Source organism: Kitasatospora sp. NPDC088160 (assembly GCF_044741445.1).
GTDB lineage: Bacteria > Actinomycetota > Actinomycetes > Streptomycetales > Streptomycetaceae > Kitasatospora.
Genome location: NZ_JBIUSS010000029.1, coordinates 64,553 through 89,260 on the forward strand (window position 1 = coordinate 64,553; position 24,708 = coordinate 89,260).

General features: G+C 73.9%; 23 protein-coding genes. 14 read left to right on the forward strand and 9 right to left on the reverse strand.

All coding sequences use genetic code 11. From position 1 onward, the window contains the following. Positions 1-13: 13 nt before the first annotated feature. Positions 14-358, reverse strand: a complete 345-nt coding sequence (locus ACIOGZ_RS35275; protein ID WP_400988923.1) for an SDR family NAD(P)-dependent oxidoreductase — start codon at positions 356-358, stop codon at positions 14-16. Positions 359-617: 259 nt separating this feature from the next. Here ACIOGZ_RS35275 and ACIOGZ_RS35280 point away from each other — a divergent pair, with 259 nt between their 5' ends. Then, positions 618-1,313: a DUF4190 domain-containing protein gene (locus ACIOGZ_RS35280; protein WP_400988925.1), complete on the forward strand. Its 696-nt coding sequence runs from the start codon at positions 618-620 to the stop codon at positions 1,311-1,313. An 8-nt stretch (positions 1,314-1,321) separates the two neighbouring features. Then, entirely contained in the window at positions 1,322-1,672 is a 351-nt protein-coding gene (locus ACIOGZ_RS35285; protein WP_400988927.1) for a hypothetical protein, read from the forward strand. A 225-nt stretch (positions 1,673-1,897) separates the two neighbouring features. On the opposite strand, the gene ACIOGZ_RS35290 is transcribed toward ACIOGZ_RS35285, so the two are convergent. Both ACIOGZ_RS35290 and ACIOGZ_RS35295 read right to left on the reverse strand, forming a co-directional pair. Next, a complete protein-coding gene (locus tag ACIOGZ_RS35290) occupies positions 1,898-2,590 on the reverse strand; it encodes a hypothetical protein (protein WP_400988929.1) in 693 nt (230 codons plus the stop codon). Positions 2,591-2,625: 35 nt separating this feature from the next. Further along, positions 2,626-3,300, reverse strand: a complete 675-nt coding sequence (locus ACIOGZ_RS35295) for a hypothetical protein (RefSeq protein ID WP_363581095.1) — start codon at positions 3,298-3,300, stop codon at positions 2,626-2,628. Between the two features lie 418 nt (positions 3,301-3,718). Between ACIOGZ_RS35295 and ACIOGZ_RS35300 the strand changes: the two genes are divergently transcribed. From ACIOGZ_RS35300 to ACIOGZ_RS35330, 7 genes are read left to right on the forward strand one after another with little or no spacing between them, the layout of a single operon-like run. Beyond that, the gene (locus tag ACIOGZ_RS35300; protein WP_363581097.1) at positions 3,719-4,543 is read left to right on the forward strand and encodes an alpha/beta fold hydrolase; all 825 of its coding nucleotides are present in this window, start codon (positions 3,719-3,721) and stop codon (positions 4,541-4,543) included. A gap of 53 nt (positions 4,544-4,596) precedes the next feature. Beyond that, positions 4,597-5,562, forward strand: a complete 966-nt coding sequence (locus ACIOGZ_RS35305; RefSeq protein WP_400809357.1) for a 3-oxoacyl-ACP synthase III family protein — start codon at positions 4,597-4,599, stop codon at positions 5,560-5,562. Continuing rightward, a complete protein-coding gene (locus ACIOGZ_RS35310; protein ID WP_400988930.1) occupies positions 5,559-7,259 on the forward strand; it encodes an AMP-binding protein in 1,701 nt (566 codons plus the stop codon). Before ACIOGZ_RS35305 ends, ACIOGZ_RS35310 begins: the two co-directional genes overlap by 4 nt. Further along, positions 7,256-8,251, forward strand: coding sequence for an NAD-dependent epimerase/dehydratase family protein (locus ACIOGZ_RS35315; protein ID WP_400988932.1), 996 nt, complete (start codon positions 7,256-7,258; stop codon positions 8,249-8,251). The genes ACIOGZ_RS35310 and ACIOGZ_RS35315 overlap by 4 nt, the downstream gene beginning before the upstream one ends. 34 nt (positions 8,252-8,285) lie before the next feature. Next, positions 8,286-8,558, forward strand: coding sequence for a phosphopantetheine-binding protein (locus ACIOGZ_RS35320; protein ID WP_350876141.1), 273 nt, complete (start codon positions 8,286-8,288; stop codon positions 8,556-8,558). Beyond that, a complete protein-coding gene (locus tag ACIOGZ_RS35325; protein WP_400988934.1) occupies positions 8,555-9,778 on the forward strand; it encodes a beta-ketoacyl-[acyl-carrier-protein] synthase family protein in 1,224 nt (407 codons plus the stop codon). Before ACIOGZ_RS35320 ends, ACIOGZ_RS35325 begins: the two co-directional genes overlap by 4 nt. Next, complete coding sequence (locus ACIOGZ_RS35330) at positions 9,750-12,002, forward strand: MMPL family transporter (RefSeq protein WP_400988936.1); 2,253 nt, start codon at positions 9,750-9,752, stop codon at positions 12,000-12,002. Before ACIOGZ_RS35325 ends, ACIOGZ_RS35330 begins: the two co-directional genes overlap by 29 nt. A 124-nt stretch (positions 12,003-12,126) precedes the next feature. Here the strand turns inward: ACIOGZ_RS35330 and ACIOGZ_RS35335 are convergent, their stop codons facing one another. The 3 genes from ACIOGZ_RS35335 to ACIOGZ_RS35345 form a co-directional block, all read right to left on the reverse strand. Further along, a complete protein-coding gene (locus tag ACIOGZ_RS35335; protein WP_400809349.1) occupies positions 12,127-12,261 on the reverse strand; it encodes a hypothetical protein in 135 nt (44 codons plus the stop codon). Then, the gene (locus tag ACIOGZ_RS35340; protein ID WP_400988938.1) at positions 12,261-12,686 is read right to left on the reverse strand and encodes a hypothetical protein; all 426 of its coding nucleotides are present in this window, start codon (positions 12,684-12,686) and stop codon (positions 12,261-12,263) included. Before ACIOGZ_RS35340 ends, ACIOGZ_RS35335 begins: the two co-directional genes overlap by 1 nt. A 382-nt stretch (positions 12,687-13,068) precedes the next feature. Then, positions 13,069-13,629, reverse strand: coding sequence for a hypothetical protein (locus tag ACIOGZ_RS35345; protein WP_363622031.1), 561 nt, complete (start codon positions 13,627-13,629; stop codon positions 13,069-13,071). A gap of 294 nt (positions 13,630-13,923) precedes the next feature. Between ACIOGZ_RS35345 and ACIOGZ_RS35350 the strand changes: the two genes are divergently transcribed. After that, complete coding sequence (locus tag ACIOGZ_RS35350) at positions 13,924-14,832, forward strand: hypothetical protein (protein WP_400988940.1); 909 nt, start codon at positions 13,924-13,926, stop codon at positions 14,830-14,832. Positions 14,833-15,038: 206 nt separating this feature from the next. Here the strand turns inward: ACIOGZ_RS35350 and ACIOGZ_RS35355 are convergent, their stop codons facing one another. Both ACIOGZ_RS35355 and ACIOGZ_RS35360 read right to left on the reverse strand, forming a co-directional pair. After that, complete coding sequence (locus ACIOGZ_RS35355) at positions 15,039-15,788, reverse strand: hypothetical protein (RefSeq protein ID WP_400988942.1); 750 nt, start codon at positions 15,786-15,788, stop codon at positions 15,039-15,041. Positions 15,789-15,839: 51 nt separating this feature from the next. Beyond that, a complete protein-coding gene (locus ACIOGZ_RS35360) occupies positions 15,840-17,150 on the reverse strand; it encodes an MFS transporter (protein ID WP_363630886.1) in 1,311 nt (436 codons plus the stop codon). 698 nt (positions 17,151-17,848) lie between these two features. Between ACIOGZ_RS35360 and ACIOGZ_RS35365 the strand changes: the two genes are divergently transcribed. Then, positions 17,849-18,838 (forward strand): hypothetical protein, encoded by a 990-nt coding sequence (locus ACIOGZ_RS35365; protein ID WP_400988944.1) that lies wholly within the window; start codon positions 17,849-17,851, stop codon positions 18,836-18,838. Positions 18,839-18,876: 38 nt separating this feature from the next. Here the strand turns inward: ACIOGZ_RS35365 and ACIOGZ_RS35370 are convergent, their stop codons facing one another. Beyond that, a complete protein-coding gene (locus ACIOGZ_RS35370; protein WP_363581123.1) occupies positions 18,877-20,229 on the reverse strand; it encodes a hypothetical protein in 1,353 nt (450 codons plus the stop codon). Between the two features lie 336 nt (positions 20,230-20,565). On the opposite strand from ACIOGZ_RS35370, the gene ACIOGZ_RS35375 reads away from it, so the two are divergent. From ACIOGZ_RS35375 to ACIOGZ_RS35385, 3 genes are read left to right on the forward strand one after another with little or no spacing between them, the layout of a single operon-like run. Next, positions 20,566-21,645 carry an acyltransferase domain-containing protein gene (locus ACIOGZ_RS35375; protein ID WP_363581125.1) on the forward strand — a complete coding sequence of 360 codons (1,080 nt, stop codon included), beginning with the start codon at positions 20,566-20,568 and terminating at the stop codon, positions 21,643-21,645. After that, on the forward strand, positions 21,642-23,579 hold the full coding sequence (locus ACIOGZ_RS35380) for a hypothetical protein (protein ID WP_400988946.1): 1,938 nt from the start codon (positions 21,642-21,644) through the stop codon (positions 23,577-23,579). The genes ACIOGZ_RS35375 and ACIOGZ_RS35380 overlap by 4 nt, the downstream gene beginning before the upstream one ends. 17 nt (positions 23,580-23,596) lie before the next feature. Further along, a complete protein-coding gene (locus ACIOGZ_RS35385) occupies positions 23,597-24,679 on the forward strand; it encodes a 3-oxoacyl-ACP synthase III family protein (RefSeq protein ID WP_400988948.1) in 1,083 nt (360 codons plus the stop codon). Positions 24,680-24,708 lie beyond the last annotated feature (29 nt).

The following is a 24,708-nucleotide window of genomic DNA, read 5'->3' on the forward strand; positions in this document are numbered from 1 at the left end:
GGCTCTGACTGTCTCAGCTCAGGCACCGGCTGTTCGGGCGCTCACAGCTGGAGTCGTCCGGGGCGGGTCGAGCGACTGTCGGCTTCCACGGGCTGTCCGGGCCCTTTGGTCGCTGCGTATTCACGCAGGTCAGGGCAGCGGCAGGGACTGAAGCGACTGAGACTGGGGATTGGGTGCACGTTGTCGCTCGGGCCGCGTGCCCGTCCCGGCGCGGTCGGGCGGCCGGCGACTCTGCCGTGGAGTGGTCACGGGCGGTGAGGATGACGTGGTAGCCCTGTTCGGCGAGCTCGCGGGCGACGGCGAAGCCGAGTCCGGCCGGGCGGCTGGTCCCGGTGACGAGTGCGGTCCTGACGGCCATGGCGGGTGTTGCCCTTTCAGGTGGCTCGGCCGTTCCTGGTTTGAGCTTGGACCGCGACGTCGGAGCTGTCACCGGGCACCTGTATGTTGATCACCCGCCGACCCTGTCGGTGTCCCGTCCCGGGGTGTCGACGTGCGGGTCCGGCCTGGGGTGGTGATCGCTTCGCGGAAATCCGGTCGCTGTCGTCGGGGGATCAGGTGATCCTTTGGCGTCGAGGCTGAACAGCCGCTCATCGTCTCAAGCGCTTGAAGGATTTTGCATGACCGTTCCTGCCCCGCCTGACAGCCCGCAGTCCGCCGAGGAGCCGGCCGACACCAACGCATGGGCGGCACCGAGCCCGGGTCAGGGTGAGGACGAGGCCCGGGTTCAGGGCGAGGCCACGGTGCCTGCCCCGACCGCCGCCCCCGCCCCTGCTGCGCCCCCCGCCGCGCCCCCAGTCGCGGCTCCGAACGGCCCGTACTGGCCGCCGTACGCGTATCCGATGCCGGCGCCGCAGCCTCGCAACGGGCTGGGCACCGCGGCCATGGTGCTCGGGATCGTCGGTGGCGTCCTCAGCCTGGCCGTCATCTTCTTCTGGCTGTCCTGGCTGCCGGCCCTGCTCGCCGTGGTCTTCGGTGCCATCGGGCTGGGCTACGTCCGCAAGGGCCTGGCGACCAACCGGGCGATGGCGCTCGCGGGCGTGATCCTGGGCATTTCCGGTCTGCTGGTCTCGGTCGGCGCCGGGGTGTTCGTCGTGACGCGGGTGCAGGCGGCCGACGAGGAACGGCGGGCGGAGGAGAACGCCGCGCGCGCTCGCGCCGATGCCGCGACTCAGGCCGCCAACGAGCGGGCGGCGAAGGAGCGGGAGCGGATCGAGGCCGAGCGGAAGAGGGCCGAGGCCGAGCAGGAGAAGGCGGCCGCGAGAGGGCCCGGCGTCTGTCGTTCGGCCAGTCCTACACGTACGGGGACGGCCTGAAGGTCACGATGGCCGCGCCGACGCCCTACGTTCCGAGCGACAGCGTGTCGGACACCCCCAAGAACGCCAAGATCATCCAGGTTCGCATCACCGTCGTCAACACCGGGTCGGAGGAGGTCTCGCTCAACGGGTCGGGGCTGCCCACCATCAGGGACGCCAAGGGCAACCTCGTCTTCACGCTGATCGACGGAAGCGGACGGATGAAGATCCTCAAGGGCTCGCTGGCCCCGGGCGAGGAGGCCACCGGTCTGACGGCGTACGCCCTGCCGGGCAGCGCGGCCGACCGGTTCTCCGTCCAGTTCGACTACGGTCTCGGTCGGCTGCGCAAGGACGTCATCTGGTCCGGCTCTCCGAGCTGACCCGGGGCCGCTCCCCCCGAAGCCTGTTGCGCAGGAGGCATGACCTGCCACCACCCTGCCACCGCCGTCACCTGGCTCGTTTCACCCCGTCCACCAACGGCGTCGAGAGCGTCGGGCCGGGCGTCCGGCGGTGATCGGCGACTGCTTCGGGCGGAACTCCTGATCCGGATGATCCGAGACCGGGGCGCGGCACGTGCCACGCCCCGGCCGGGTGTCGAGGGAGCCTCAGAGTTTGAAGCGCATGACCATGCGACTTCCCGGGAGGCTGGAGATGGTCCCGCTGCTGCAGTCCGTGATGTCGGCCCCCGGGAAGAGGGTGCCGGTGACGGTGGCGCCGGGCAGGACGGAGCTGTCGAGGGACACCGTGCCGTTGAGGCTGTTGGAGATCTCGTTCTTCGAGGGGTCGCCCTCGACGTCCTGCATGCCCGCGGCGTTGATGGTGGAGGTGCCGGCCGGGTTGCCGTTCGCGTCGGCCCAGTCGACGACGATGGTGCCGGTGAGCTGGCCGAGCTGCTTGCAGGAGAGGGTCGCCGACCCGGTGAGGGTGATCGATCCGGCGGACAGGTTGGGGCCGCCGTTCTTCGTCAGGCACCTGGTGATGGTGCCGTTGTTCATGGACAGGTCGACCGCGGCGGGGGTGTCCGTGATCGGCGTGGTGCTGTTGACCGTACCCTCTGCGGCGCACATGAGCCGGAGCAGCGGGTTGGCCCGGGTTTCGGCGACCCCGTTGGCCCCGTCGGTCACGACCGGCGTGTCGGCGGCGGCCGAGGCGGGGGCGGGCTGCTGGAGGAGCACGGCCGAGGTGGCGGCCACGGCGGCCAGGGCGAGCGGGACGGCGGCCAGGCGCCACCGGCGGGGCCTGGACGGCGCTGCTTCACGCGTCGGCACGGGGTCGGAGTCCCAGGAGTGCAAGGGCATGGTGTTCCTGTTCTGTGAAGTCGGGCGGCTGAGGGTCAGAGGAGTTCGGAGAACTGGGCGTCGTGCTTCGCGGTGAGGCTGCTCAGGCCGTTGGAGCAGTGGCTGATGTCGCTGGTGGGCTCGAAGGTCGCGAGGACGCCGGCGAGCGGCAGGACCTTGCTGCCGAGGGACACCGTGCCGTCGCTCGAGTTGAGGATGTCCCCGCGCGCGGGGTCGCCTTCGACGTCCTGTGCGCCGTTGGTGGTCACGGTGGAGGTTCCGACGACGCTGCCGGTCTGGTTCAGTCCGCTGTACCAGGTGATGGTCTCGGTGCCGCTGAACGTACTGGGGGAGGAACACGAGAGCGTGCCGGTGCCGGCGAAGGTCAACGTCGCCGACAGTACGTCCGTGGGCCCGCCGTTCTCGGCGAAACACTCGTCGAACGTGCCGACCCAGGAGAGGGACACGGTCCCGGCGGTGTTCGTGATCGGCGCGCTGCTGGTGCCGACGGCCTGCCCGGAGCAGGTGAGCTTGGTCAGGAGAGTGTCGCGGTGGCCGGTGGACTCGCTGGCGGCGGCCCGGGTGGGGGCGGCCTGCTGGAAGAGCAGGCCGGCACCGGCGGCCGTGGCGACCAGGGCGAGCGGAACGGTGGCGAGACGCCACCGCCGGACCGAGAGATTTCTGGTGTGCGGCCCCGACGGCGTGCCCGGGGCGGTGGGCTGAGCGCCCATAGTTGCTCTCCTTCTGTTTATGTATACGAACTGCTGCTGTCAGAATCACCGCCAGTGGGGCACTGTGCGATCCAGGAGGAGCCGGATTCGTCTTTGCGGTGCGACATTGACCCGACTGCCACAGTGCGCCCTCGGGCTCCTATGGAGCTTCCTTTTTGCTACTGAAGATCGTGAACGACCTTTACTATCAGGCAGTCGAGGGATAGCGGCGTGTGCCTGCCGGGTCTTCCGCCGGTGTCGGGCTACGTTCTGCGGCAGACCTTTTCAGAGTCGGCCCGCCGGGTCGCCCGACGGATGAGGGGAGACATCAATGCCGCCCAGTCCACCTCTTCCGCCCGGCGGCCCCCGGATTCCGGCCGTGGATCGGCTGCCCGGTTTTCCGGGTGCGGAGCACTGGCGGCGCGAGGCGGAATCCGGATTGCACTACGTCGACCACGGATCCGGCGACGTCGTGCTCATGCTGCACGGAAACCCGACGTGGGGATATCTGTGGCGGCGTCTTATCACCGCGCTGGCCGAGGACTTCCGTTGCATCGTGCCGGACCAGTTGGGCATGGGGCTCTCTCAGCGCAGGACCGGTGCCGGTCCGATTCCGCTCGCAGAGCGGCTGGAGCACCTCGACGCGCTGGCGGCCCACCTGATCGAGCAGGGCCGGGCGCCGTCGGCGGGCTGGACCCTGGCGGTACACGACTGGGGAGGGCCGATCGGCCTGGCGTGGGCGAGGCGGCATCCCGGGTTGGTCACGAAGCTGGTCGTGCTGAACAGCGTGGGTTTCCGCTGGCCCGAGGGCTACCGGCTGCCGCGCTCGCTGGCCCTGCTGCGCGACGTCCGACCGCTCGGCGAGGCGGCGCACCTGCTGAACGTCTTCCCCCGGGCGGCGCTGCGCGCCGGAGTGGTCCGGCCGCTGCCCGCCGAGGTCCGCTCCGCTTACCTGCGGCCGTACCGCGGCGCGTGGCAGCGCCGCGCGGTACGGGACTTCCTGCGGCAGATCCCGCGCAGCGGCGCGGACCCCGCCTGGTCCCTTGTCGATCCCGGTGACGACAGCGCCGACCTCGCCGGGCTGCCGGTGTTCATCGGCTGGGGCCTGCGGGACCCGGTGTTCACCCCGCTCGTCCTGCGGGAGTGGCGGCGCAGACTCCCGCACGCCGAGGTGCACGCCTTCGCCGACGCGGGCCACTTCGTCCTGGAGGACGCCGGCGATTCCCTGATCAGGCCGCTTCGGCGCTTCCTGTCCACACGATGACGAACCATCACGGAAAGGTGCCCATGCCCTCGCCCCACAGCAGGATCAGTCTCGTGCGGGTCCATGTCCCCGAGGCCCGCCAGAGTTCCCGCGAGATCGAGGAGGAGCTGCGCCGGCAGAGCCCCGGGGCCGCGCTGCCGGCGGGACTGCTGGAGCACATGTTCGGGCTGCGCGAGCGGTGCGTGGCGGCGCCGGAGGAAATGCCCTCGGACCTGGCGGCCCGGGCGGGCGCCGCCGCCCTGCGCGACGCCGGCCTCCCGCCCGAGGCGGTCGACCTGCTCGTCTACACCGGGATCAGCAAGGACCTCGACGAGCCGGCGACCGCGAACGTGGTGGCCGCCAAGCTCGGTGTCACGGCACCGGTCTTCGATCTGATGAACGCCTGCAACGGCGTGCTCAGCGCCTTGGAGAGCGTGGATGCGCTGATCAGGCTCGGCTCCTACCGGCGGGTGCTGGTGGTCACCGGGGAGGTGCCCAGCCGGATGACCCGCTGGCGCATTCCGGACCGCGGTCGGCTCGCATCGGCGCTGGCCAGTCTCACGCTGGGCGACATGGGGGCGGCCGTGCTGGTGGAGGCGAGCGAACGGCCCGGCATCCTCGGCAGCCGCTTCTTCGCCAACCCGGCCGCGTGGCCGAGCGCGGTACTGCGCAGCCCGTACGCCACCGGCCGGATGCACGAGTTGGAGGTCGACGACGCCGCGTTGACGGCCTCCTTCGCGGAGCTGCGGGGACAGGCCTTCAAGGCCGCGGGCGAACTGATCGATTCCGTGGCCGACTGTGCGCTGTTCTGCGTCCACCAGCCCTCGGCGGCCATGACCCGCGACCTCTGCTCATCCGCCGGCATCCCCGCCGAGGCCGTGATCCCCACCTTCCCCGACTACGGCAACGTCGCCACCGCCACCATCCCGCTGCAGCTGGTCCTCGCGCAGGAGCGGGGCCGGCTGCACGAGGGCGATCTGGTGGGGATCCTCGGCCTGGCCAGCGGCACCAGCCTCGGCGTCATGGCCCTGCGGTGGTGAGCGCGGTCCCCGGGGCGACCGAGGAACGGGACGCCTGGCCGGAGACGCTCGCCGCCCACCTGGCCGGCTGGGCCGGCCTGCAGCCGGACCGCACCGCGCTCGTCTGGCCCGCTCCGCGCGGCCGGTGGCACACCGTCGACTTCGCGACGCTGGAGGCCGCCTGCCGGGCGCGCATCCGCGAACTGCGCGAGGCGGGCGTCGGCGCCGGGCAGAAGGCCGTGGTGATGGCCCGCGACCCGTACGACCTGGTGACCACCGTGTACGGGCTGCTCGCCCTCGGTGCGGTGCCGGTGCTGATCGACCCGGCGCTGCCCCGTCCGGCGCTGCGGGCCTGTCTGGACGAGACGCGGCCCGAGGTGTTCATCGGCGACCCGCTCGCCCAGCTGGCCCGGCTGCTGCTCGGCTGGGCCCGCCCGCACGTCACCGTCTCACTGCTCACGGGCCGCGCGTGGCGCGCGTGGTGCGCGCGTCGGCCGGAGCTGGAGACGGAGCTGGAGACGGAGCGGCCGGAACCGTCATGGCCGAGCCCGCCGCCCGCCGCCTCGCTCGCGCTGATCGCCTTCACCTCCGGCTCCACCGGAGTGCCCAAGGGCGTGGAGTACGAGCACCGGCAGCTGGCCGCCCAGGTCCGCTCCCTCACCGGGCTGCTGGGGCTGGGCCCGGGCGAGGTGCTGCTCGCCGGGTTCCTGCCCTTCGCCCTGTTCGGGCCCGCCACCGGCGCCACCACCGTCGTCCCGGCCATCGACCACCTCAGACCGGCCCGCACCCGGGGCGCCGACCTGGCGCGCGCCGTCACCGAACACTTCACCTCGGTGGTGTGTGCCTCCCCGGCGGTGCTGCGGGCCCTGGCCGGGGAGTGCGAGCACGGCCAGCTGTCGCTCGCCCCGGTGCGGCTGGCCTGTTCCTTCGGCGCCCCGCCGTCCGAACGGCTGGTGCGTGCGCTGCGCCGGGCGCTGCCGGAGGAGGCGACGCTGCTCAGCGCGTACGGCGCCACCGAATGCCTGCCGGTCAGCGTGATCGACAGCGCCGAACTGGCCGCCGCGCACGCGGAACCGCTGCACGCCCACCGCGGGGTCTGCCTGGGCCGCCCGGTGCCCGGCATCGCGGCCCACGTCCTGGTGCCGGTCGGCCCCGTGTCGTACAACCGGACAGTGCCGCAAGGGAGTTACGGGGAGATCACGGTCGGCGGCCCGCAGGTCAGCCGGGCCTACCATGCCCGCCCGGGAGCGAACGCGGCCGCCAAGGTCGGCACCGGGGAGGACGTACTGCACCGCACCGGCGATCTCGGCTGGCTCGACGAGAGCGGCCGGCTGTGGTTCCTCGGGCGCTCCGCGCACCGGGTGCACGGAGCCGGGTTCGCGCTCGACACCGCCGTGGTCGAGCGGGTCGCCGACGCGGTGCCCGGCATCGGCCGCACCGCGCTGATCGGCCTCGGGCCCGCAGGCCGTCAACGGCCGGTGCTGTGCGTGGAGTTGGCGCCATCGGGGGCCAACTCGGCGACGGCCGTCCTCCAGGGGCTTCGGCACGCCCTGTCGGCGGTGCCGGGCGGCCACCGGGTTTCCACCGTCCTGCTCCACCACCGGCTGCCCACCGACCCGAGGCACAACTCGCGCGTCGACCGCGACCGCCTCGCCCGCTGGGCCCGCCGCCGGCTGCGCCGACGACGCCCGGGCGGCGTGCTGGGAGGCCGGCGATGAGGATCCTGGTCACCGGGGGCAGCGGCTTCCTCGGCCTGGAGCTGTGCCGCCGCCTCGCCGGGCGCGGCGACGTGGCGGTCTCGCTGAACCGCCGCTGGAGTCCGGAGCTGGAGCGCCTCGGGGTCCGTCAGCACCTGGGCGACATCGCCGACCCGGATACGGTCCGGCGAGCCCTCGACGGGTGCGAGGCGGTGATCCACAACGCGGCCCTGGCCGGCGTCCGGGGCCCCGAGCGGCCGTACCGCGCGGTCAACGTCGACGGCACCCGGCACGTGCTGACCGCCTGCCGCGCCCTCGGCATCCGCCAACTGGTCTATACCTCCACCGCGAGCGTGGCCTTCACCCCCGAGGGCGTCACGGGAGCGGACGAGTCCCTGCCCGGGCCCCGGAGCCACTCGGCCGCCTACCCCCGCACCAAGGCCGAGGCGGAGGCGGCCGTCCTCGCCGCCAACGGCCCGGACCTGGCGACCACGGTGCTGCGGCCCCACCTGATCTGGGGGCCCGGCGACCCGCACTTCCTGCCCGCCCTGCTGCGGGCGACCGAAACCGGGCGACTGCGGATGCCGGGCCGCGGCACCAACCTCGTCGACACCTGCCACCTCGCCACCGCGGCCCACGCCCACCTGCTCGCGCTGGACCGGCTGCGACCGGGCCACCCGGCGGCAGGGCGGGCCTACTTCATCGCCCAGGGCGAACCGCGGCCGCTGCGCGAGGTGGTGGCCAGGCTCCTCACCGCGGCCGGACGCCGCGCGAGCTGGCGCCCAGTGCCCTACCCCGTCGCCCTGGCCGCCGCCGTCCTGGCCGACGCCACCACGACGGTGCTCCGCCGCCACACCGACCACGGCCTCAGCCGGTTCCTGCTCCACCAGCTCACTCGGCCGCACTGGTTCGACCTCACGGCGGCCCGGCGCGACCTCGGCTTCGAGCCGCCCACCACCTTCGACCAGGCCATGGCCGAGCTGACCCGTCACCACCGCACCACCGGCGGCTGAGCCCGCCCCCCTCACACTCCGGAAAGGAACCACGATGGACACGACGCTCTCCGTGGACGACGTCTGCGACACCGCCCAGACCCTGCTCGTCGAGCGGTTCGGCGTATCCGCCGACGTCATCAGCCCCGACGCCACGTTCGAGGAGATGGACGTCGACTCGCTCGCGCTGGCCGAGTTCGCCTTCGTGCTCCAGGACGAGTTCGGCATCCTGATCAGCCAGGAGGACGCCGACCGGCAGAGCACGCTCATCGACGTCGCCCGGATTGTCCAGGCCCGACTCGGCGACGCGACCGAACCCGTCGCGTGAACCGCCCCGAGATCGCCGTCACCGGCCTGGGGCTCGTCACCCCGGCCGGGTTCGGCGCCGAGGAGACCTGGCAGCGGGTCTGCGCCGGCACACCCACCGCGTCACCGGACCCGGACCTCGACGCCGCCCCGGTGACGTTCTCCTGCCGCATCCCCGCCATGGACCTGGACACGGCGGTCGGGCGCAAGAAGGCCTGGCGGATCGGACGGTTCAGCAAGCTCGCGCTGCTCGCGGCCCGGGAGGCCGTCCAGAACGCGGGACTGGACACCGGCGGGTGGGACGGCGCCCGGGTCGCCGTCGTGCTCGGGGTGGGCTTCGGCGGCGCGCCGCACTGGGAGGACCAGCTGCGCCGACTCCATCAGCGCGGGCCGGCCCACGTCTCGCCGACGGTGATCCCGATGGTCATCGGCAACATGGCCGTCGGCGAGGTGGCCCAGGAGTTCGGCGCGCGTGGTCCCACGCTCGCCTGCGCCACCGCCTGCGCCTCCGGTGCCACGGCGCTGGCCATCGCCCACGACCTGCTGGTCGCCGGGTCCTGCGACATCGTCCTGGCCGGTGGCGCCGAAGCCGCCCTCAGCCCGCTGGTGGCGACCGGGTTCCACCGGATGGGCACCCTGTCGGCGCGCGGGCACGACGTGCCGGGCGCCTCCCGGCCGTTCGCCGCCGACCGGGACGGCTTCGTCCTGGCCGAGGGCGCCGCCGTGCTCGTCCTGGAGCGCGCCGCGGACGCGAAGGCGCGCGGTGCCCGGGCGCGCGCCGTGCTCGCCGGACACGGCGCCAGCAACGACGCCCACCACCCGACCGCGCCGCCCCAGGGCGCCGCCGGTGCGGAACAGGCGCTGCGTACGGCGCTGCGCAGCGCGGGCCTGGACGCCGGCGACATCGGCCACGTCAACGCCCACGGCACCTCCACCCCGCTCAACGACGCCGCCGAGGCCGGCCTGATCGCCCGCGCCCTGCCGCACCGGCCCAGCGTCACCGCCCCCAAGGGCGTGCTCGGCCACAGCCTCGGCGCGGCCGGTGCGATCGAGGCGGCGCTCACCGTGCTGACCATCGAACGCGCACTGGTGCCGCCGGTCGCCAACCTCACCCCCGACATCGCCGAGTTCGACATCGACTGCGTCACCGGGACGGCGCGCCGGCAGCGCATCGACGCGGCGCTCAGCCACTCCTTCGGCTTCGGAGGCCACAATGTCGTCCTCGCCCTGCGCCGGGGCTGACCCCCGGGCGGGCACGGTCCGAACCACCCCGGCGCCGCCCGGCGGCAGCGGGGCCAGGCTCGGCGCACTCGTCGCCCGCCACCGCTGGGCGGTGCTGTGGACCACCGCCCTGCTACTGGCCGTCGCCGCGGTCGTCGGGGCCGGGCTGCCCGCGCGACTGTCCCACGGCGGCTTCACCAACCCCGGGGCCGAGTCCGGCCGGGCGCTCGAAGCCATCGAACACCACTACAACGCGGGCGGGACCAGCACGATCGTGGTCTTCCGCAGCGAAACCCTCACCGTGGACGACCTGGAGTTCGGCGAAGCCGTGCGGTCCGCGCTCGCCACCGTGCCCAGATCCGTGCTGACGGGTGCCCAGCACTACTGGAACACCGGCAAGCGGGAACTCCTCTCCACCGACGGGCACGCGGCCTGCGTGGTCGTCGGACTGGCCGGCACCGGCGACCAGGCCAAGACCGCCTCCTACGAGCGGCTGCGCCGGCTGCTGCACGCCGACGGACTGACCGTCGCCTACGCCGGGCAGGTCCCGCTCGAGGCCGACCTGGACCGGACCGTCGACGACGACCTCACCCGGGCCGAACTCTACGTCTTCCCCCTGCTGTTCCTGCTGCTCCTGCTCTTCTTCGGCAGCCTCGCCGCGGCCCTGCTGCCGCTGGCCGTGGCCGGCGCGAGCCTCGCGATGTCCTTCGCGGTGCTGCGGCTCCTCTCCCCACTGGTACCGGTCAGCTACGTCACCCGCAACGTCGTCGTCATGATCGCTCTCGGGCTGTCCGTCGACTACGCCCTGTTCGTCGTCGTCCGCTTCCGGCGCGAGCTGCGCCACCGGGGCGACCCGCACCGGGCCGTGGCCGCGACCATGGCCACCGCCGGGCACACCGTGCTCTACTCCGCGACGGCCATCTCGCTCGCCGTCCTGGGCCTGACCCTGCTTCCGTTCCCCATCACCCGCTCCCTCGGCATCGGCGCCGCCGTCACCGTCGCGCTGGCCGGCGCCGTCAGCCTCACCATGCTGCCCGCCGTACTGGCCGTGCTCGGCCCGGGCGTCGAGGCCGGGTGCGTCCGGCTGCCGGGCTTCGGGCGGGCCGGTCTCGGACGGGCCTGGGCGGCGGACCAGGAGACGGGGTTCTGGTACCGGCTGGGCCGGAGCGCCGTCACCCACCCGTGGGCCTGGCTCACCGCCGCCGTCGCGGTGATCGCCGTGCTGAGCGCCCCGGTCGTCGGGCTGCACCTCGCGGCGAGCGACCAGCGGACCCTGCCCGCCGGGGCGGCCAGCCGCAGGGCCCAGGAACTGCTGCACGAGGACTTCCCGGCGGCCGCGCTCGACCAACTCCAGGTCGTCGCCCACCTGCGGGACGACATCGGCGGCGAGCCGGGCAAGGCCGAACTGGCCCGCTGGCAGGAGCGGCTCGCCGGACTGCCGGGTGCCCAGGACGTCCGGCTGCGGGTCAGCACCGCGCACAGCGCGCTGCTGACCGTCGCCACCGACGCGGCTCCGGACGCTCCCGCCGCCGAGCAACTGGTGCGCGCCGTGCGGGCGCTCGACCCGCCCGACGGCGGCCTGGTCCTGGTCGGCGGACCGGCCGCGGCCAACGTCGACGTCCTGGACACCCTGAAGGCCAGGCTCCCGGCACTGGTCGGGTACCTGCTGGTGGTCACGCTCGGCCTGCTCTTCCTGGCGTTCCGGTCGCTGCTGGTCCCGGTCAAGGCCGTCATCACCACGACGATGTCCCTCGGCATCGCCTACTCCGCCGTCACCTGGACCGTCCAGGACGGCCACGGCGCCCGGCTGCTCGGCCTTCAACCCACCGGGTACGTCGGCGCGTTGGAGGCCGCCATCATGCTGATGTTCGTCTTCGCGCTCTCCGTCGACTACGAACTCTTCCTGATCGCGCAGATCCGCGAGCTCCACCGCGGCGGCATGGACAACGCGAGCGCCGTGGTGACCGGCCTCGGGCGCACCGGCGGGCTGATCTCGGCCGCGGCGGCCCTGATCGTGCTGGTCGCCGCGGCCTTCGCGACCAGCCCCGTCGTCACCGTGAAGGAGATCGCCCTCGGTGTCCTGGTGGCCGTGGCCGTCGATGCCACCGTGGTGCGCATGCTGCTGGTTCCCGCCACCATGCGCCTGCTCGGCGAACTCAACTGGTGGACACCGCGCTTGCGGCGGCCGGCGGCGCCGGGCGGTCCCCGTCCGGGGCCGTTGCCGGGCCTGGAAGCGGTGGAGTGAGCGTACGAGTGGGTTCCGGGCGGGCCTGGCGCTGGGAGGCGTGCGGAGCGGGCTCGGAGCACTGGTGTCCTGCGCCGGAGATCCGGCGCAGGACACCAGGAGCAGTACCGGTGATCCGACCGGGCTACACGGGGGTGTTGATGACGGAGACCATGCCGAAGTGGTGGTGGGCGATGGAGAGGTCGCCCTGGGTGTCGCCGCCGGTGGGGGTGATCATGGCGGAGGAGACGGTGTACTCCCTCGGGCCGCCGCTCTGCATCAGGTAGGGGATGCCGATGGTGGCGGGGCTCTGCGGTCCGAGGGCGCCGAGCCCCGGGGGACGGAGAGCCGGTAGGAGAGCCGGTAGACGGAGGGGGCGGCGGGTCGTTGTTCTCGTAGAGCGTGGTGAGGCCGGGTGGGCGGCCGGTGGTGGGGATCTGGGTGTAGAAGGGGATGGAGAAGGTGAAGTTCGCGGGGCTCTCGGGAGGTGCCGTCGCTGACGGACGGCAGCGTCGCGACGTTGGCGTAGAACGGGGTGATGACCTTCAGTGACACCGGTCCGGTGGCCGCGGTGCTGCTGAAGTTGCCGATCGTGACCTGCACGGTGGCCGTCCCGCCGCCCATGTAGGTGCCCGCGTCCGCCGAGCAGTACAGGTTCACGCTGTTGAGCGCGTCCGGCCGACGGGTGGCACCTGCGGGGGCCACGGACCGGTCCTCGGCTGCGGCTGCTGCTGGCGCGGCTGCGCCCAAGCCCACCACGGCCGCGCCCAGTCCTGCTGCCCTGAGGAGGCTTCGGCGTGCCACCGGTGTTGCCCCCGGCCCGCCGGACTCGTCCTCTTCGCGGATTCCATCGACCATGTCTGCGCCTCCATCGGCACGTAGCGGTGAAGCGGGCTTCCAGCCCAGTGGTTCGTACTCTGACATGTGGTCATGTCGCAGGGCGGTCAACGCGCTTGACGGCATCCGGTCCGCCACCGTGCCGGAGTCGACGCGGCAACGGTGCACGCCTTCCGAGCAGTGGCCACAGGAATGGCGCGCCCCCGGGCGTCGGATGTTGCCCGGGGGCGCGGGAGCGCGTGCTGTGCGCTCAGAGCGAGGCGAGGCTGAAGTCCACCTCGTGTTTCCCGGTCAGGGCGGTCACCCCGGTGTCGCAGGAGCCGGTGATGCCGGACAGGTCGAAGCTGCCCTGGTAGCTGTTGAGGGGCAGGAGGGTGCTGGTCACGTCCGTGATGCCGGTCTCGTCGTTGGTCACCTCGCTGCCACCCGAGTTGCCCTTCTCCCCGCCCTGGAAGGAGACGGTGGTGCGGCCGAGGTCCCTGTTGTCGACGTCGTACCAGGTGAAGGTCGCCGTTCCGGAGAAGGGATGGTAGGACACGCAGGAGAACGTCCCGGTGCCGACCGAGGAGATCGTGCCGTGGTCGACGTTCGAGTTGGTTCCGGCGGCGCTGTAACAGTCGTCGAGGCTGCCTTCGACCGTGTACGAGTTCGATGCCGCCGCGTCGGTCACCGGGTTCTTGAACGTCAGCGTCACCGGCCCTGAGCAGGTCAGGTCCTTCAGTACCTCCGTCGCGTGCGCGGACCCGGCCGCCCCCGGGATCGCTACGGCCAGCAACCCGCCCGCGGTCGCCGCCACCATCAGACGCCTCATCGTGTGCTCTTCTTCCTGTTCGTCGGTGTCGTGCCTTGGCGCCAAGAATCCCCGGTACTCGATCAACCGGTACATGCGCGCTGCCGGCGCACTCCGTGTCTCATCCGGACAGGCGTACCCAGTCGACCGAGAAGCCTTGCTGCCGTTCGGCTGTTCGTCTACGTGCGCGAGCCCGGGGCGCAGCGGGGCGGGCGGGCCCGGTGGCCGTTGCCGGCGCCCCGCTGAGGGCGGGCCGGGTCACCCGATCTCCCCTCCGGTGTCGCGGGAGAACCGCGGCCGCAGCACTGTTTGAGCATGAGCTACGACCATGGGGTGACGGCCGGAGCCCGTGTGAGGCCTGCCCGCCCCCGGAGGGTGCGTGCCGCCCTCGGTTCCGGATGCCTCGCGGGGGCGCTGGTCCTGCCGGCCGGCGTCACCGCGCCCGCCCGGGACGCGACCACCCGGACCTTCACCACCGACGCCACGTTCACCGTCCCGGACGGTGTCACCGGCATCACCGTCACCCTCGTCGCGGCGGGTTCCGGGGGAGGCGGCGGGGGCGGGGGAGGTGGCACCGGCCTCTTCAAGAGCGGCGGCGGGGGCGGGGCGGGAGGCGGCGGCGGGGGAGGCGCCCGGGTCACCTGCACCCTGGCCGTCACCCCCGGCGACGTGCTGACCCTCACCGTCGGCACCGGCGGAGCCGGTGGGGCGGGAGGCGCCAGCGGTGAGGAGGCCGACCCGGGTGCCGACGGCGGTGCCGGGGGCGCCGGGGGCCGGTCCACTCTCACCGGCGGCGCAGCCGTCCTGGCAGCCGTGGACGGCGGGTCACGGCCCGGGGGCGGGGGCGCGGGCAGCGTGCTCGGAGGCGCCCGGGGCGAGGGAGGCCACGGCGGAGGGAGCGTCCCCGCCTCCGCCTGCAAGGGCGGAGGGCCCAGCGGCACAGGCGGATCCGACGGTGACCTCGGCGCCGGTGGTGAGGAAGGCGTCGACGTGACACCGGCCACCGTCGGCGAGACCGTCCCCGGCAGCATGGGCGGCGTGGGCGGCGAAGGCGGTGCAGCGGGGGCTCCTGTGCCGGCCGCCTGCCCCGTGGGCACCGGCGACGGCGGGGACGGCGGCGACGGCCAGGACTACGTCGGCAACTTCGACGACCCCCAGACCCCCGGCGAGGACGGCACCGCGGGCACCGAGGGCGGCAGCGGCTGCATCACCCTCGTCTATTAGGGCCTGTCTGGCGGATCTTGCCGGACAGGCCCTGGACCAGCGGGCCGGGCCCCGACGCCGGCTTGATCGGCGTCGGGGCCCGGCACTTCGTCAGGCCGCCGTGTCCAGGAGACTCGTCCCGCCCGGCCCGAGCCTGCCGGGCACCGCTCGCTCCGCAGCGAGGGGCGGGGTTTGCGGGAGCGCGGCGGTGGGGCGCCCGTTCGGGATCAGGCGTCCTGCGCGGGGACGAAGGGGACGGGCATGGGCCTGGCCGTGGGGGTGGCGGTGGGGGTGACCGTAGGCGTAGGCGTGGGCGTGGGCGTGGGCGTGGGCGTGGGGGTGGCGGTGGAGGTCGGGCTGGATGTGGAGGTCGGTGTCGGTGTGGGGGACTGCGTGCCGGTGGGCAGCGTGATGGTGACCGTCCCGTCCAGCGTCATCGACTTCAGGCCGGTCGGGGTGTTGCAGGCCGTGAGGTCGATGTCGGACTTGACCGGGTCGAGGACCACCGTCCAGGTGGCGCCCTTGTAGCGGCCCGCGGTGATGCCGCCGCTGAGGGGGTTGCTCGACTTGAGCAGGTCCTGGATCGGCTGCATGTCCCAGGTGAAGTCGGTGGTGCCCGGGTCCTCCGTGGTGGGCTGGCCGTTCGCGGTCTCCCAGGTGACGCGCTGCAGGGTGCCGGGCGCGTTCTGGTAGTTGCCGGCCGCGCAGGTCACGCCGTTGCCGAGGCCTGTCCCCACGTAGTCGGCCTGGGTGATGGGGGCGTCACCGGTGCAGTTGAGCAGTTTGGGGTTGCCGAGGGTGGCCGTGATGTTGTCCTGGGGGACGAGCGTGAGGCCGGAGCTGAAGGTCATCGTGAAGCTGTCCTCACAGGTGATGACCTGGGGCACTCCGGCGGCGGAGGTGTCGTACACGAGCAGTCCGCCGACCAGGGTGCCGGCTGTGAGGGCGGCGGCCGCGATACCGATGGGGTGTTTCATGGGGTCGTGCCTTTCTCGGGGTGGGGGAACCCGGTGGTGCTGCGGGCCGGATCACCCGGGGAGTCCGGGGGCCGGTGCTGGGGGACGGCTCGACGGGGTGGGGAGCCCGGAGCCCGACGGCCCGGCCACTGCGGGGGAGCCGTCGTCCTCGCCGTGGCGCGCGAGGGTGAGGAGCGCCGTACCGCTGACCACCAGGACGGCGAGGACGTAGAGCGGGGTCACGGCCGGGGACTTGAACCAGTCGGCGGCCTCGGCGGTCAGGTAGGTGGCGAGGGTGCCGCCGAGGAGTCCGCCCAGTTGGTAGCCGACGGCGGCTCCGCTGAGGCGCACGCGGCTCGGGAAGAGCTCGGAGACCAGGGCCGCCTGGGGGGCGTACATCGCGGCGAATCCCACCAGCGACAGCAGGTAGGCGAGCACCAGGACCGGGGGAGAGCCGAAGCGCAGCAGGGGCGCGAACGCGGCGGCCCAGAGCGCCATGGTGATGGTCCCGGCCAGGCAGACCCGTCGTCTCCCGTAGCGGTCGGACAGCGCGCCGAAGAACGGGATCAGGGCGATCAGCGCGAGCGGGGCGAGGAGCGAGAGCGCGATCAGGGCGTTGAGCGACAGGCCGGCGACGCGCAGCAGGGTCAGGACGTAGTTGAACGAGAAGCCGAAGAGCACGACGTCGGCTCCGGCGGTGATCGCCGTGGTGACGAGCAGCTGCCTGCGGTGCCGGGCGATCAGTTCGACGACCGGCCGCCTGCTGCGGGCCCCGGTGAGGGCGAGCGTCCGGAAGGCGGGGGTCTCCTCGATCCGGGCCCGGGCCCACAGCCCCACCACCACCAGCACGGCGGAGAGCAGGAAGGGCAGTCGCCAGCCCCAGGTCATGAACTGTGCGGGCGTCAGCGCACCGGAGACCGCCGTCATGGCCCCGAACGCCAGCAGGTTGCCCGCCGGTGCGCCGATCTGGGCCCAGCTCGACACCAGCCCCCGGCGCCCCGGTTCGGCGCACTCGTGCGCGACGACGGTGGCGGCTCCCCACGCACCGCCCAGGCCGAGCCCCTGGAGCAGGCGCAGCGTGACCAGCAGGAGCGGGGAGGCGAAGCCGATCTGGCCGTATCCGGGCAGCAGCCCGACCAGGCCGGTGGAGGCCCCGGTCAGCAGCAGCGCGCCGACCAGGGCGGGGCGCCTGCCGTGGCGGTCGCCGAGGTGCCCGAAGAGCGCCCCGCCGACCGGCCGTGCCACCAGCGCGGCCCCGTAGAGGCCGATGCCGGTGAGGGTCGCCGCGAAGGGGGAGAGGTAGGGGAAGAACTGGTGTTTGAAGACCAGCACGGAAGCGTTGACGTAGAGGAAGAAGTCGTACCAGACGAGCGTGGTACCCATGAGGCTGACGATGACCGAGCGGCGGACATCGCGCGTCGCGAAGCGCACATCGAACTCCATTGCGTGTGACTGCCGTCACTTCTAGCAATATTCCAGCGCCGGTGGCATCGCGCCACGCAGGCCGCCGCGGGCTGGACTATTCGCGTGCGTACCGTACCTGCGCCCCGAACTCCGGAGACTCGCCTGGGCGCCCGGCGCGACCGGTCGGCCCTTCGTTCAACTCATCTCCACTGCAAGGGTGTTCGCGGCCCACTTGGTCGACTCGGCCTCTTGTCCGAATGTGGCGTTCAGGTTAATCCTGTCGCTGGTGAACCATTGTGGTGTGGGGTGGATTCCGGCCGTCCGGCCGTCCGGACAATGCGACTTCCATTCGTATACGGCGAACCAGCGGGTCGGATTCATGGAGAATCCGACTTTCACATCCGGCCCGTCGCCCGCTCCAGCCCCCGCCGCCCCCGCCGGAGCGCTGCCGGCTGCGCCCGCCGGACACCCGCCGGCGACACCTCTGTCCACGGCGCTGTCCGCAGCTCGCCGACGCGGCTCCACCGGGCACACTCGGAAGATCACCAACGGCATCCGCGACCTTCGCCGGAGCCGAACGACGTGGCCATCCACCCTGGGGAGGAGCCGGCATGAACCGGTCCCGGTTGACGGAGCAGTCCGACGTGGCATCGGGCCCTGACGGTCCGATCACCGTCTTGTCCGGCTACGTCCATCCGACGCGCGGACCGGTGACCTGTCCGGCGGCCCCGCTCGTGGCCGGGTGGCTCCACGAGCGCGGGTTCGCCGCCCGGATCGGTGCCGGCGGGATCCTGCCGGCGGGCCGGGGTGGGCGGCTGTTCGCCACGACCTACATCGACCTGGACGGGGCCGTGGTGGGGATCGCCGTGATCGCTCCGGCCCGCCAGGAGGCGGTGGCGGCGGAGGCCGTCCGCGTCTGGTCGGCCACGGTGCGGACCAGGCGGCTGATCGTCTGCGCGTCGGCGCCCGCGTGCGGGCCGACCCCGGTCGTCCCGTCCCAGCCCCTGAACCGGCTTCCCCCGTCCGCAGGGGGCGCCGGGCAGGCCGAGTGCCCGCGGGCGGCCGCGACGTGGGCCGCCGTCCGGCAGTACGAGGTTCGCGGGGACACGGTCCTCGTGCTCGGCGGCGGTTTCGCCCCGGCTGACCCCGCCGCGCAGCAGGCGGGGCGGGTCCGGGTGCCCGACGTGGCCGGGGCGCAGGCCCTGCGGTCCGTCGATCCCGAGCGGCTGTCCTTCGTCCAGCACCCGTGCTCACCGGTCGAGGAGGTCGCGGAGATCCTCGGGGTGCTGCGCGCGCGGTTCCCGCTGCTTCGAGGCCAGCACCCCGATCAGTGGTGCTACCGCTCCTCCGACCGGCGGCGCGCCGTCCGCGCGGTGGCGGAGTCCAGCGACCTGGTGCTGGTCTCCGCCGGCAGCACCCTGGCGGCGTCGATCCGCTCCGGCGCGTTCGTGGCGTTCAACGGTCTGAACGCCCTGCGGCCGGAGGAGATCGCGGCGGCGGCGACCGTCGGTGTGATCGCCCCGCTGCGGGCTGCCGAGGGCGCTGTCGACGCGACGGACGCCGTGGTCGGGGCGATCGGCGGCCTGGGGCCGGTGAGTGTGGCCTACCACCGTACGGTCACGGAGGTCGCGACCGACGTCCTCGCGCGGACTCCGCGCCGGCCCTGACGGGGAGAAGGCTCGGCCGCTACCGCGTGCGCGAATCGTCAGGCACGCCCCAGGGCGGTGGCCCGTTGGATGAGGTGGTCCGCGGCCGGCCGCCGGCGGTGGGGGAGCAGGAGCCCGGGCATCCGCGCCCTGGCCAGGTGGGCTCGGCGGGAGGCCAGTAGCGGGTAGACGTCGAGGAACTCGTGCCAGGTGGCGCAGGCGGCTTCGATGTGTCCGGCCGCCAGCTGGCGCTCGGCCAGTCTGCTGAGGACGACGGCACGGGAGCGGGACTCGCCCCGGGGCCTGCGGGCGGCGGACACCTCCAGGAGCTTGATCGCCCCGGCGGGGTCGCCGAGTTCGACTCCGACGAGGGCCCGCTGGTGGTCCCACGAGGCGCGGTGGTAGTCGCCGATCGGCGGTGGCGGGCCCGTGGCGTTCGTGAGGAGGTCGCGGGCGTCGCCGATGTGGCGCAGCGCGGCCGTCCGATCGCCGAGGGCGGCCTCGGACAGGGCGAGCTGCCCCAGGACGGAGGCGCGCAGCCGCGGCGCCGAGGAACTGATGCGGCAGTCGGCGGCGGCCTGCGCCAGGCGCAGGCTCTGGCGCCGGTGGCCGAGTTCGTAGGCCTGGGTGGCCATGGCGCGCAGGGTCATCGCCTGGGCGGCCGTGTCGCCGGCGTGCCGGGCCAGGTCGAGGGCGAGGCGGTAGTACTGGCCGGCGAGGCCGTTGAGGTCGTCGTCGATGTGCATGAAGGCGCACAGGTAGCACAGTCGGGCGGTGGCTCCGAGGATGCCGAAGTGCCGGACGGGCGGGGCGGGTGCGGCGAGCATGGGCGCCGCCGTGGTCGCGAGGAACGCGGCGAGTGCGGTGCGGGCCTGGCCTCCGCCGTGGACGCGGTCGATCGCGGAGAAGACGGGCAGCAGCAGGGCGAGCGCGTCCGGCTGGGGCGGGGGCGCCTTCGCGCCCGCGGGTACCGACGCGCCGGTCGGGGCTTCGGTCCGGCCTCCGGTCAGGGCTTCGGCCAGGCCGGTCGGGCTTGCGGGCGGTGCGGGCGGCGGCTGGTAGGAGAGGAGGTTCCCGTGGCGATCGGGTGCGACGGCCGCCGCCGCGAGCCGCGCGAGCACCGCCGGGGAATCCGGCGCCGGGGTGTCCGGCGGCGGATCTCCGAATCCGGCGTCGGCCAGGGTGACGGGCCGTCGGAGCCGACGGCCCAGCGCCGCGCAGACCAGGTGGGGGGCGGGCTTGCGGGGAACGGCTCCGGTGAGCCACTGGTGCACCGAGGCGCGCCCGTAGGCCCGGGCCCATCCGGATTCGGCGCCGATCTGATTGACGGCCCGGGCCAGTTGCTCTCCGGTCCATCGGGCTTCTTCGAGGAGTTCGCGAAGGCGGGCGTTCGGCACACGGCGGACGGCCATGTCTCTCCCGGCGGGTCGTCGACGCCGCGCTCACGGCGGCCCGGTCCGGCCTCCGCGGTACGCGGTCGCGCTGCGCACATCCCGCCATGCTATCCGCTCGCAGCGCCGCCGGGATGCCCGAATGGGATTCTCAACTCGATGTAATTCCCGGGAAGTTGACGCCCGGAAAAGCTTGACGGGCCGGCCGTCGAAAAGGGCCCGCGAGGGCGGCCGCAGCCTCCACCATCGGTGGCGTCGGGGCGTTTCCTTCGAACGTGCCCCAGGGTGGAGGCGGAATCCGTGATGTCCGGCCCGCAGCGTCCGCAGAGTCCCACGGCCACCGGAAAGTTCGTTCACATGTTCCCCGGGCAGGGGGATTTCAGTCTGACCCCGCTGTTGCGGACGCTTCCCCGCGTCGGGTCGCTGGCACGCGCGGTCGCCGAGGTCTTCGAGGAGGCCGACGTGGTCGCCGCCGAGTTCGGGGTGGCGCCGATCGGCCCCCGGCTGGCAGGCGGCTCCCACCTGACCGGCGACTCCCGTTCCGGTGGCGGCTCCCACCTGACGGGCGACTCCCCGCTCAGTGCCGGCGCGCTGGCCGCCGAGCCGGCCGGGACCGTACAACTCGCGCTGTTCGGTGTGTCGTTGGCGGTGCACCGCGCACTCGAAGCCGACGGCTGCCGGGCGCACCGTCTCCTGGCGGTCAGCTTCGGCGAGATCCCCGCGCTGACCGCGGCCGGATGCTGCTCGGTCGCCGACGGGGCCCGTCTGGCCTGCCGGCTCGGGCAGTTGCTGACCGGCCACGGCGGCGGCATGACACTGCTGGGCGCGGGCCCGGCCACAACCCGCCGGCTGCTCGCGGCCGCCGGGCCGGGCACGGGCGTGGTAGTGGCCTGCGTCAACCACGGCGGGGAGACGGTGGTCTCCGGCCCGCTCGACGGGCTCGCCGTCGTCGAACGGTCGGCGACGGCGCACGGCGTGGGGGCGCAGCGGCTGCGGCTCCCGTTCATGAGCCACCACCCGGCTCTCGTCCACGAGGCCGGTGCGTTCGCGCACTTCGCCCGGCGGCTGCGCCTGTCCCCGCCGCGCCGACCGGTGTACTCGGCGGTGGCCGGCCGGTTCTACCGCGCGGACAGCGATCTGCCGAGCGCGCTGTCCGCGTGCCTGGTCAGGCCTTTCGACCTGCCTGCGGTGTTCGGCGCGTCGATGGCGGACGCCTCGCTGGTCGTCGAGGCGGGCACCGGCAGCACGCTGACGAACAGCGTGCGCAGGATCGACCCGCGGCAGGACGCGCTCGCGCCGGTCGCCGACGGCCAGTGGCCGACCGGCCCCCAGACGCCGCTGCCGCCCCCGTGCTCCTGCCCGCCTCCCGCCGCGCCGGGAGAGGGCACGTCGCACCACCACCACCCGACCACGACGGCCGCACGGGGGGACTCTTGAACACCGAACGGAAGCCTGGCGAGGAGGCCGGCGCGATCGACGTCCTGACCCGCCTCTCGGCGCTGCTCCCTCCCCGGCGGGCCTCGGAGTTCGGACAGCTCCTGGCGGACCACCGGGCCGAACACGGGGCGGCAGCCCTGCGCACGGACGTCAGCGCGCACCGGCGGCTGGCCCGCCTGGCGGCCTCGCTGCCGCCGGCGGTCGAGGTGGTCGCCGACGCGGAACTGCTGGCCGCGCTCAGCGAGGCGACGGCGCTGGCGGATCCATCGCTCTACCAGACCTTCCTCTCCCACTACACCCTGTGCGTCGGCTCGCTGGTCCTCCTGGGCGGCAAGGCCGCGGACCCGGACGGCGCCCTCGCACACGCACGCACCAAGGGATCCTTCCTGGTCACCGAGATCGGCGACGCCGGCAGCCACCTCGGGATCCGCACCGAGGCCCGGTTCGACCCGGCCCGCCGCGCGTTCACGCTGCACACCCCGGACCACCGGGCCGCGAAGTTCTCCTCCGTCGCGGCGTTCGGCCTGCCCCAGCAGGCGGTGGTCTGCGCACGGCTGCTGACCGGCGCCCGGGACGGGGGAGTGTTCTCCTTCCTCGTCGACATCACGGGGGTCGACGGCCGCCCGGCACCGGGCGTGTCCGTCTCCGGCCCGCTCCCGGTGGGCGCGCTCCCGCTGCCCTACGGCCTCGTCCGGTTCCACGGCGCCCGAATCCCGTACGACCGCTGGCTGGCGGACGGGGCCGGGATCGACGCCACGGGCGTGCTGCACGACCCGCAGCCGAGCGCCGACGCCCGCCTCCAGCGGACCCTGAGCTGCGGCCAGGGGCTGTGGGCCACCCTGCCGTCCGCGATGGCGGGCCTGGCGGGCCGTAGCGCGGCGATGGCCTGGCGGTTCAGCGCGGGCCGCCGCTCGCACGGCCGGCTGGCGCCCGGGAGCCCGGTCCTGGAGTACCGCACCCAGCAGCACGCCGTCGTCGGAGCGCTGGCCGCCGCCTTCTCCCTGCGCTGCACGGCCCGGGCGGCCCTGTCCACGTGGGCGGGGCTGCGCGCCGCGAAGCCCTCCGACGGGCCGGGCACGGCGATGACCTTCTCCCCCTGGGCCGCGGTCGACCGCTCGCTCGCCCTCCACAAGGCGCACAGCACCCGGGCCGTGGCGGAACTCGTCGACTCCCTCCAGCACCGCTGCGGGGTGTCGGGCCTCTTCGACCACAACCGGCTGCCGGGCTACCTCGGCTTCGCCCGCGCCTTCGACAACGCCGGCGGCGACAACACCCTCATCCTGCTCGACGCCGGCCGCGCCCTCGCCGAGGAGCGGGCACGCCCCGATCGGCGGAGGGCCGGTCCGGGCCGGTTCCCGGCCGACCCGGGCCCGTCTTCGGCCGACCCGACCGACGCGGCGTGGTGGCCCGCGGTCGTCACCGCGCTGCAGGACCGGCTCGCCGACGACCTCGCCGCCGCGGCGTCGGCCCGTACCGAGGCGCTCCACGGCTCGCTCCAGCGAGACCTGGAGCTGTGGAACCCGCTGCTGGAGGACGCCCTGGAGCTGGGGGACGTCCAGGCCCGCCGGCTCGCGGCCGAGGCCGCGGTGGAGGGGACCGCCGCGCACGGGTGGCCCGTTCCGCAGGCGGCCGACCTCGCCGCGCTCGACGGCCTGCGCCAGGCCCGGCGCCTGGCCGGCCCCCTGCTGGCGACCGGCGTGCTCACCCCCTCGGCCGTACGCGCCCTGCCCGCCGCCATGGACGCCCTGTGCGACCGGTTGCGTCAGGCCCTGCCGGACATCGTGGCCGCCCTCGACCCCGGGGCGGGCCTCGCCCGCACCGCCCTCGACGAGCCCGACTACGCCGCCGCGCTCCTGGCCGCCCACGGCGCCCCTGCCGGCGCCCCCGCCAGTTCCTCCACCGGCTCCTCCGACCGCACCGGGAGCACGTCGTGAACCGAAGGAAGCCCCCCATGACCGGCGTCCTGGGCATGGGCACGTACCTGCCCGCCGAGGTCCGGGGCAACCACGAGGTCGGCCCGCCCGCCGGTGTCTCGGCCACCTGGATCACCGAGCGCACCGGCGTGGTCGAACGGCATCGGGCCGCACCCGACGAGGCCGCCTCGGACCTGGCAGCGGCCGCCGTACTGGCCGCCTGCGAGGCCGCCGGCATCCCGCCGGACCGGCTCGACCTCGTCGTCGCGGCGACCTCCACCCCCGACGAACTCGGGCCGGCCACCGCCTGCCGCGTCCAGGCCCTCACCGGCGCCGGCAACGCCGTCGCACTCGACGTCAGCGCGGCCTGCTCCGGCTGGCTGTTCGCGGCCAAGATCGCGCACGCCTGGCTGGCCACGACCCCCGGCGCCCGGTACGCGGCGGTCGTCGGCGTCGAGGCCTACTCGAAGTTCGTCGACCCCGCCCACCGCGGCACCGCCGTCCTCTTCGCCGACGGCGCCGCCGCGGCCGTCCTGGGCCCCGTCCACGACGACGCAGGCTTCCACGGCTTCCGCCTCGGCTCGGACGGCCGCGGCGCGCACCACGTGCTGATCCCCGCGGGCGGCAGCCGGATACCCGCCGGCCCCGGGAGCCTGAACGCCGGGCTGCACCACATCCACATGGACGGCCGGGTCGTGCGCGACTTCATCGCCGAGATCTTCCCCCGCCTCGTCGACCAGGCCCTCGCCGACCACGGCCTCGCCCTCAAGGACATCGACGCCTTCATCACCCACCAGCCCAACCCGCTGCTCCTGCGCGCCGTCGCGGACCGGATCGGCATCCCGGCCGAACGCCTGCACATCACCGGAGACCTCACGGGCAACATCGGCGCGGCCTCCGCCCCCTTCGCGCTGGCCGACGCCGCCGCCCGCGGCCTGCTGGCCGACCGGGCCCGCGTGCTCGTCTGCGTCTTCGGCGCCGGCCTGACCTGGGGCAGCGCCCTGCTCACCTGGACGGGCGCCCGCTCCCTGCGCGCGCCCGTCCGGTCCAGCAGCGACCTGGACACCCCCGCCCGGGACACTCCCGTCCGGGACACCCCCGCCCGGAACGCCACCGACTGACGCCCCGCCGGAACCGGAGGAACACCCCC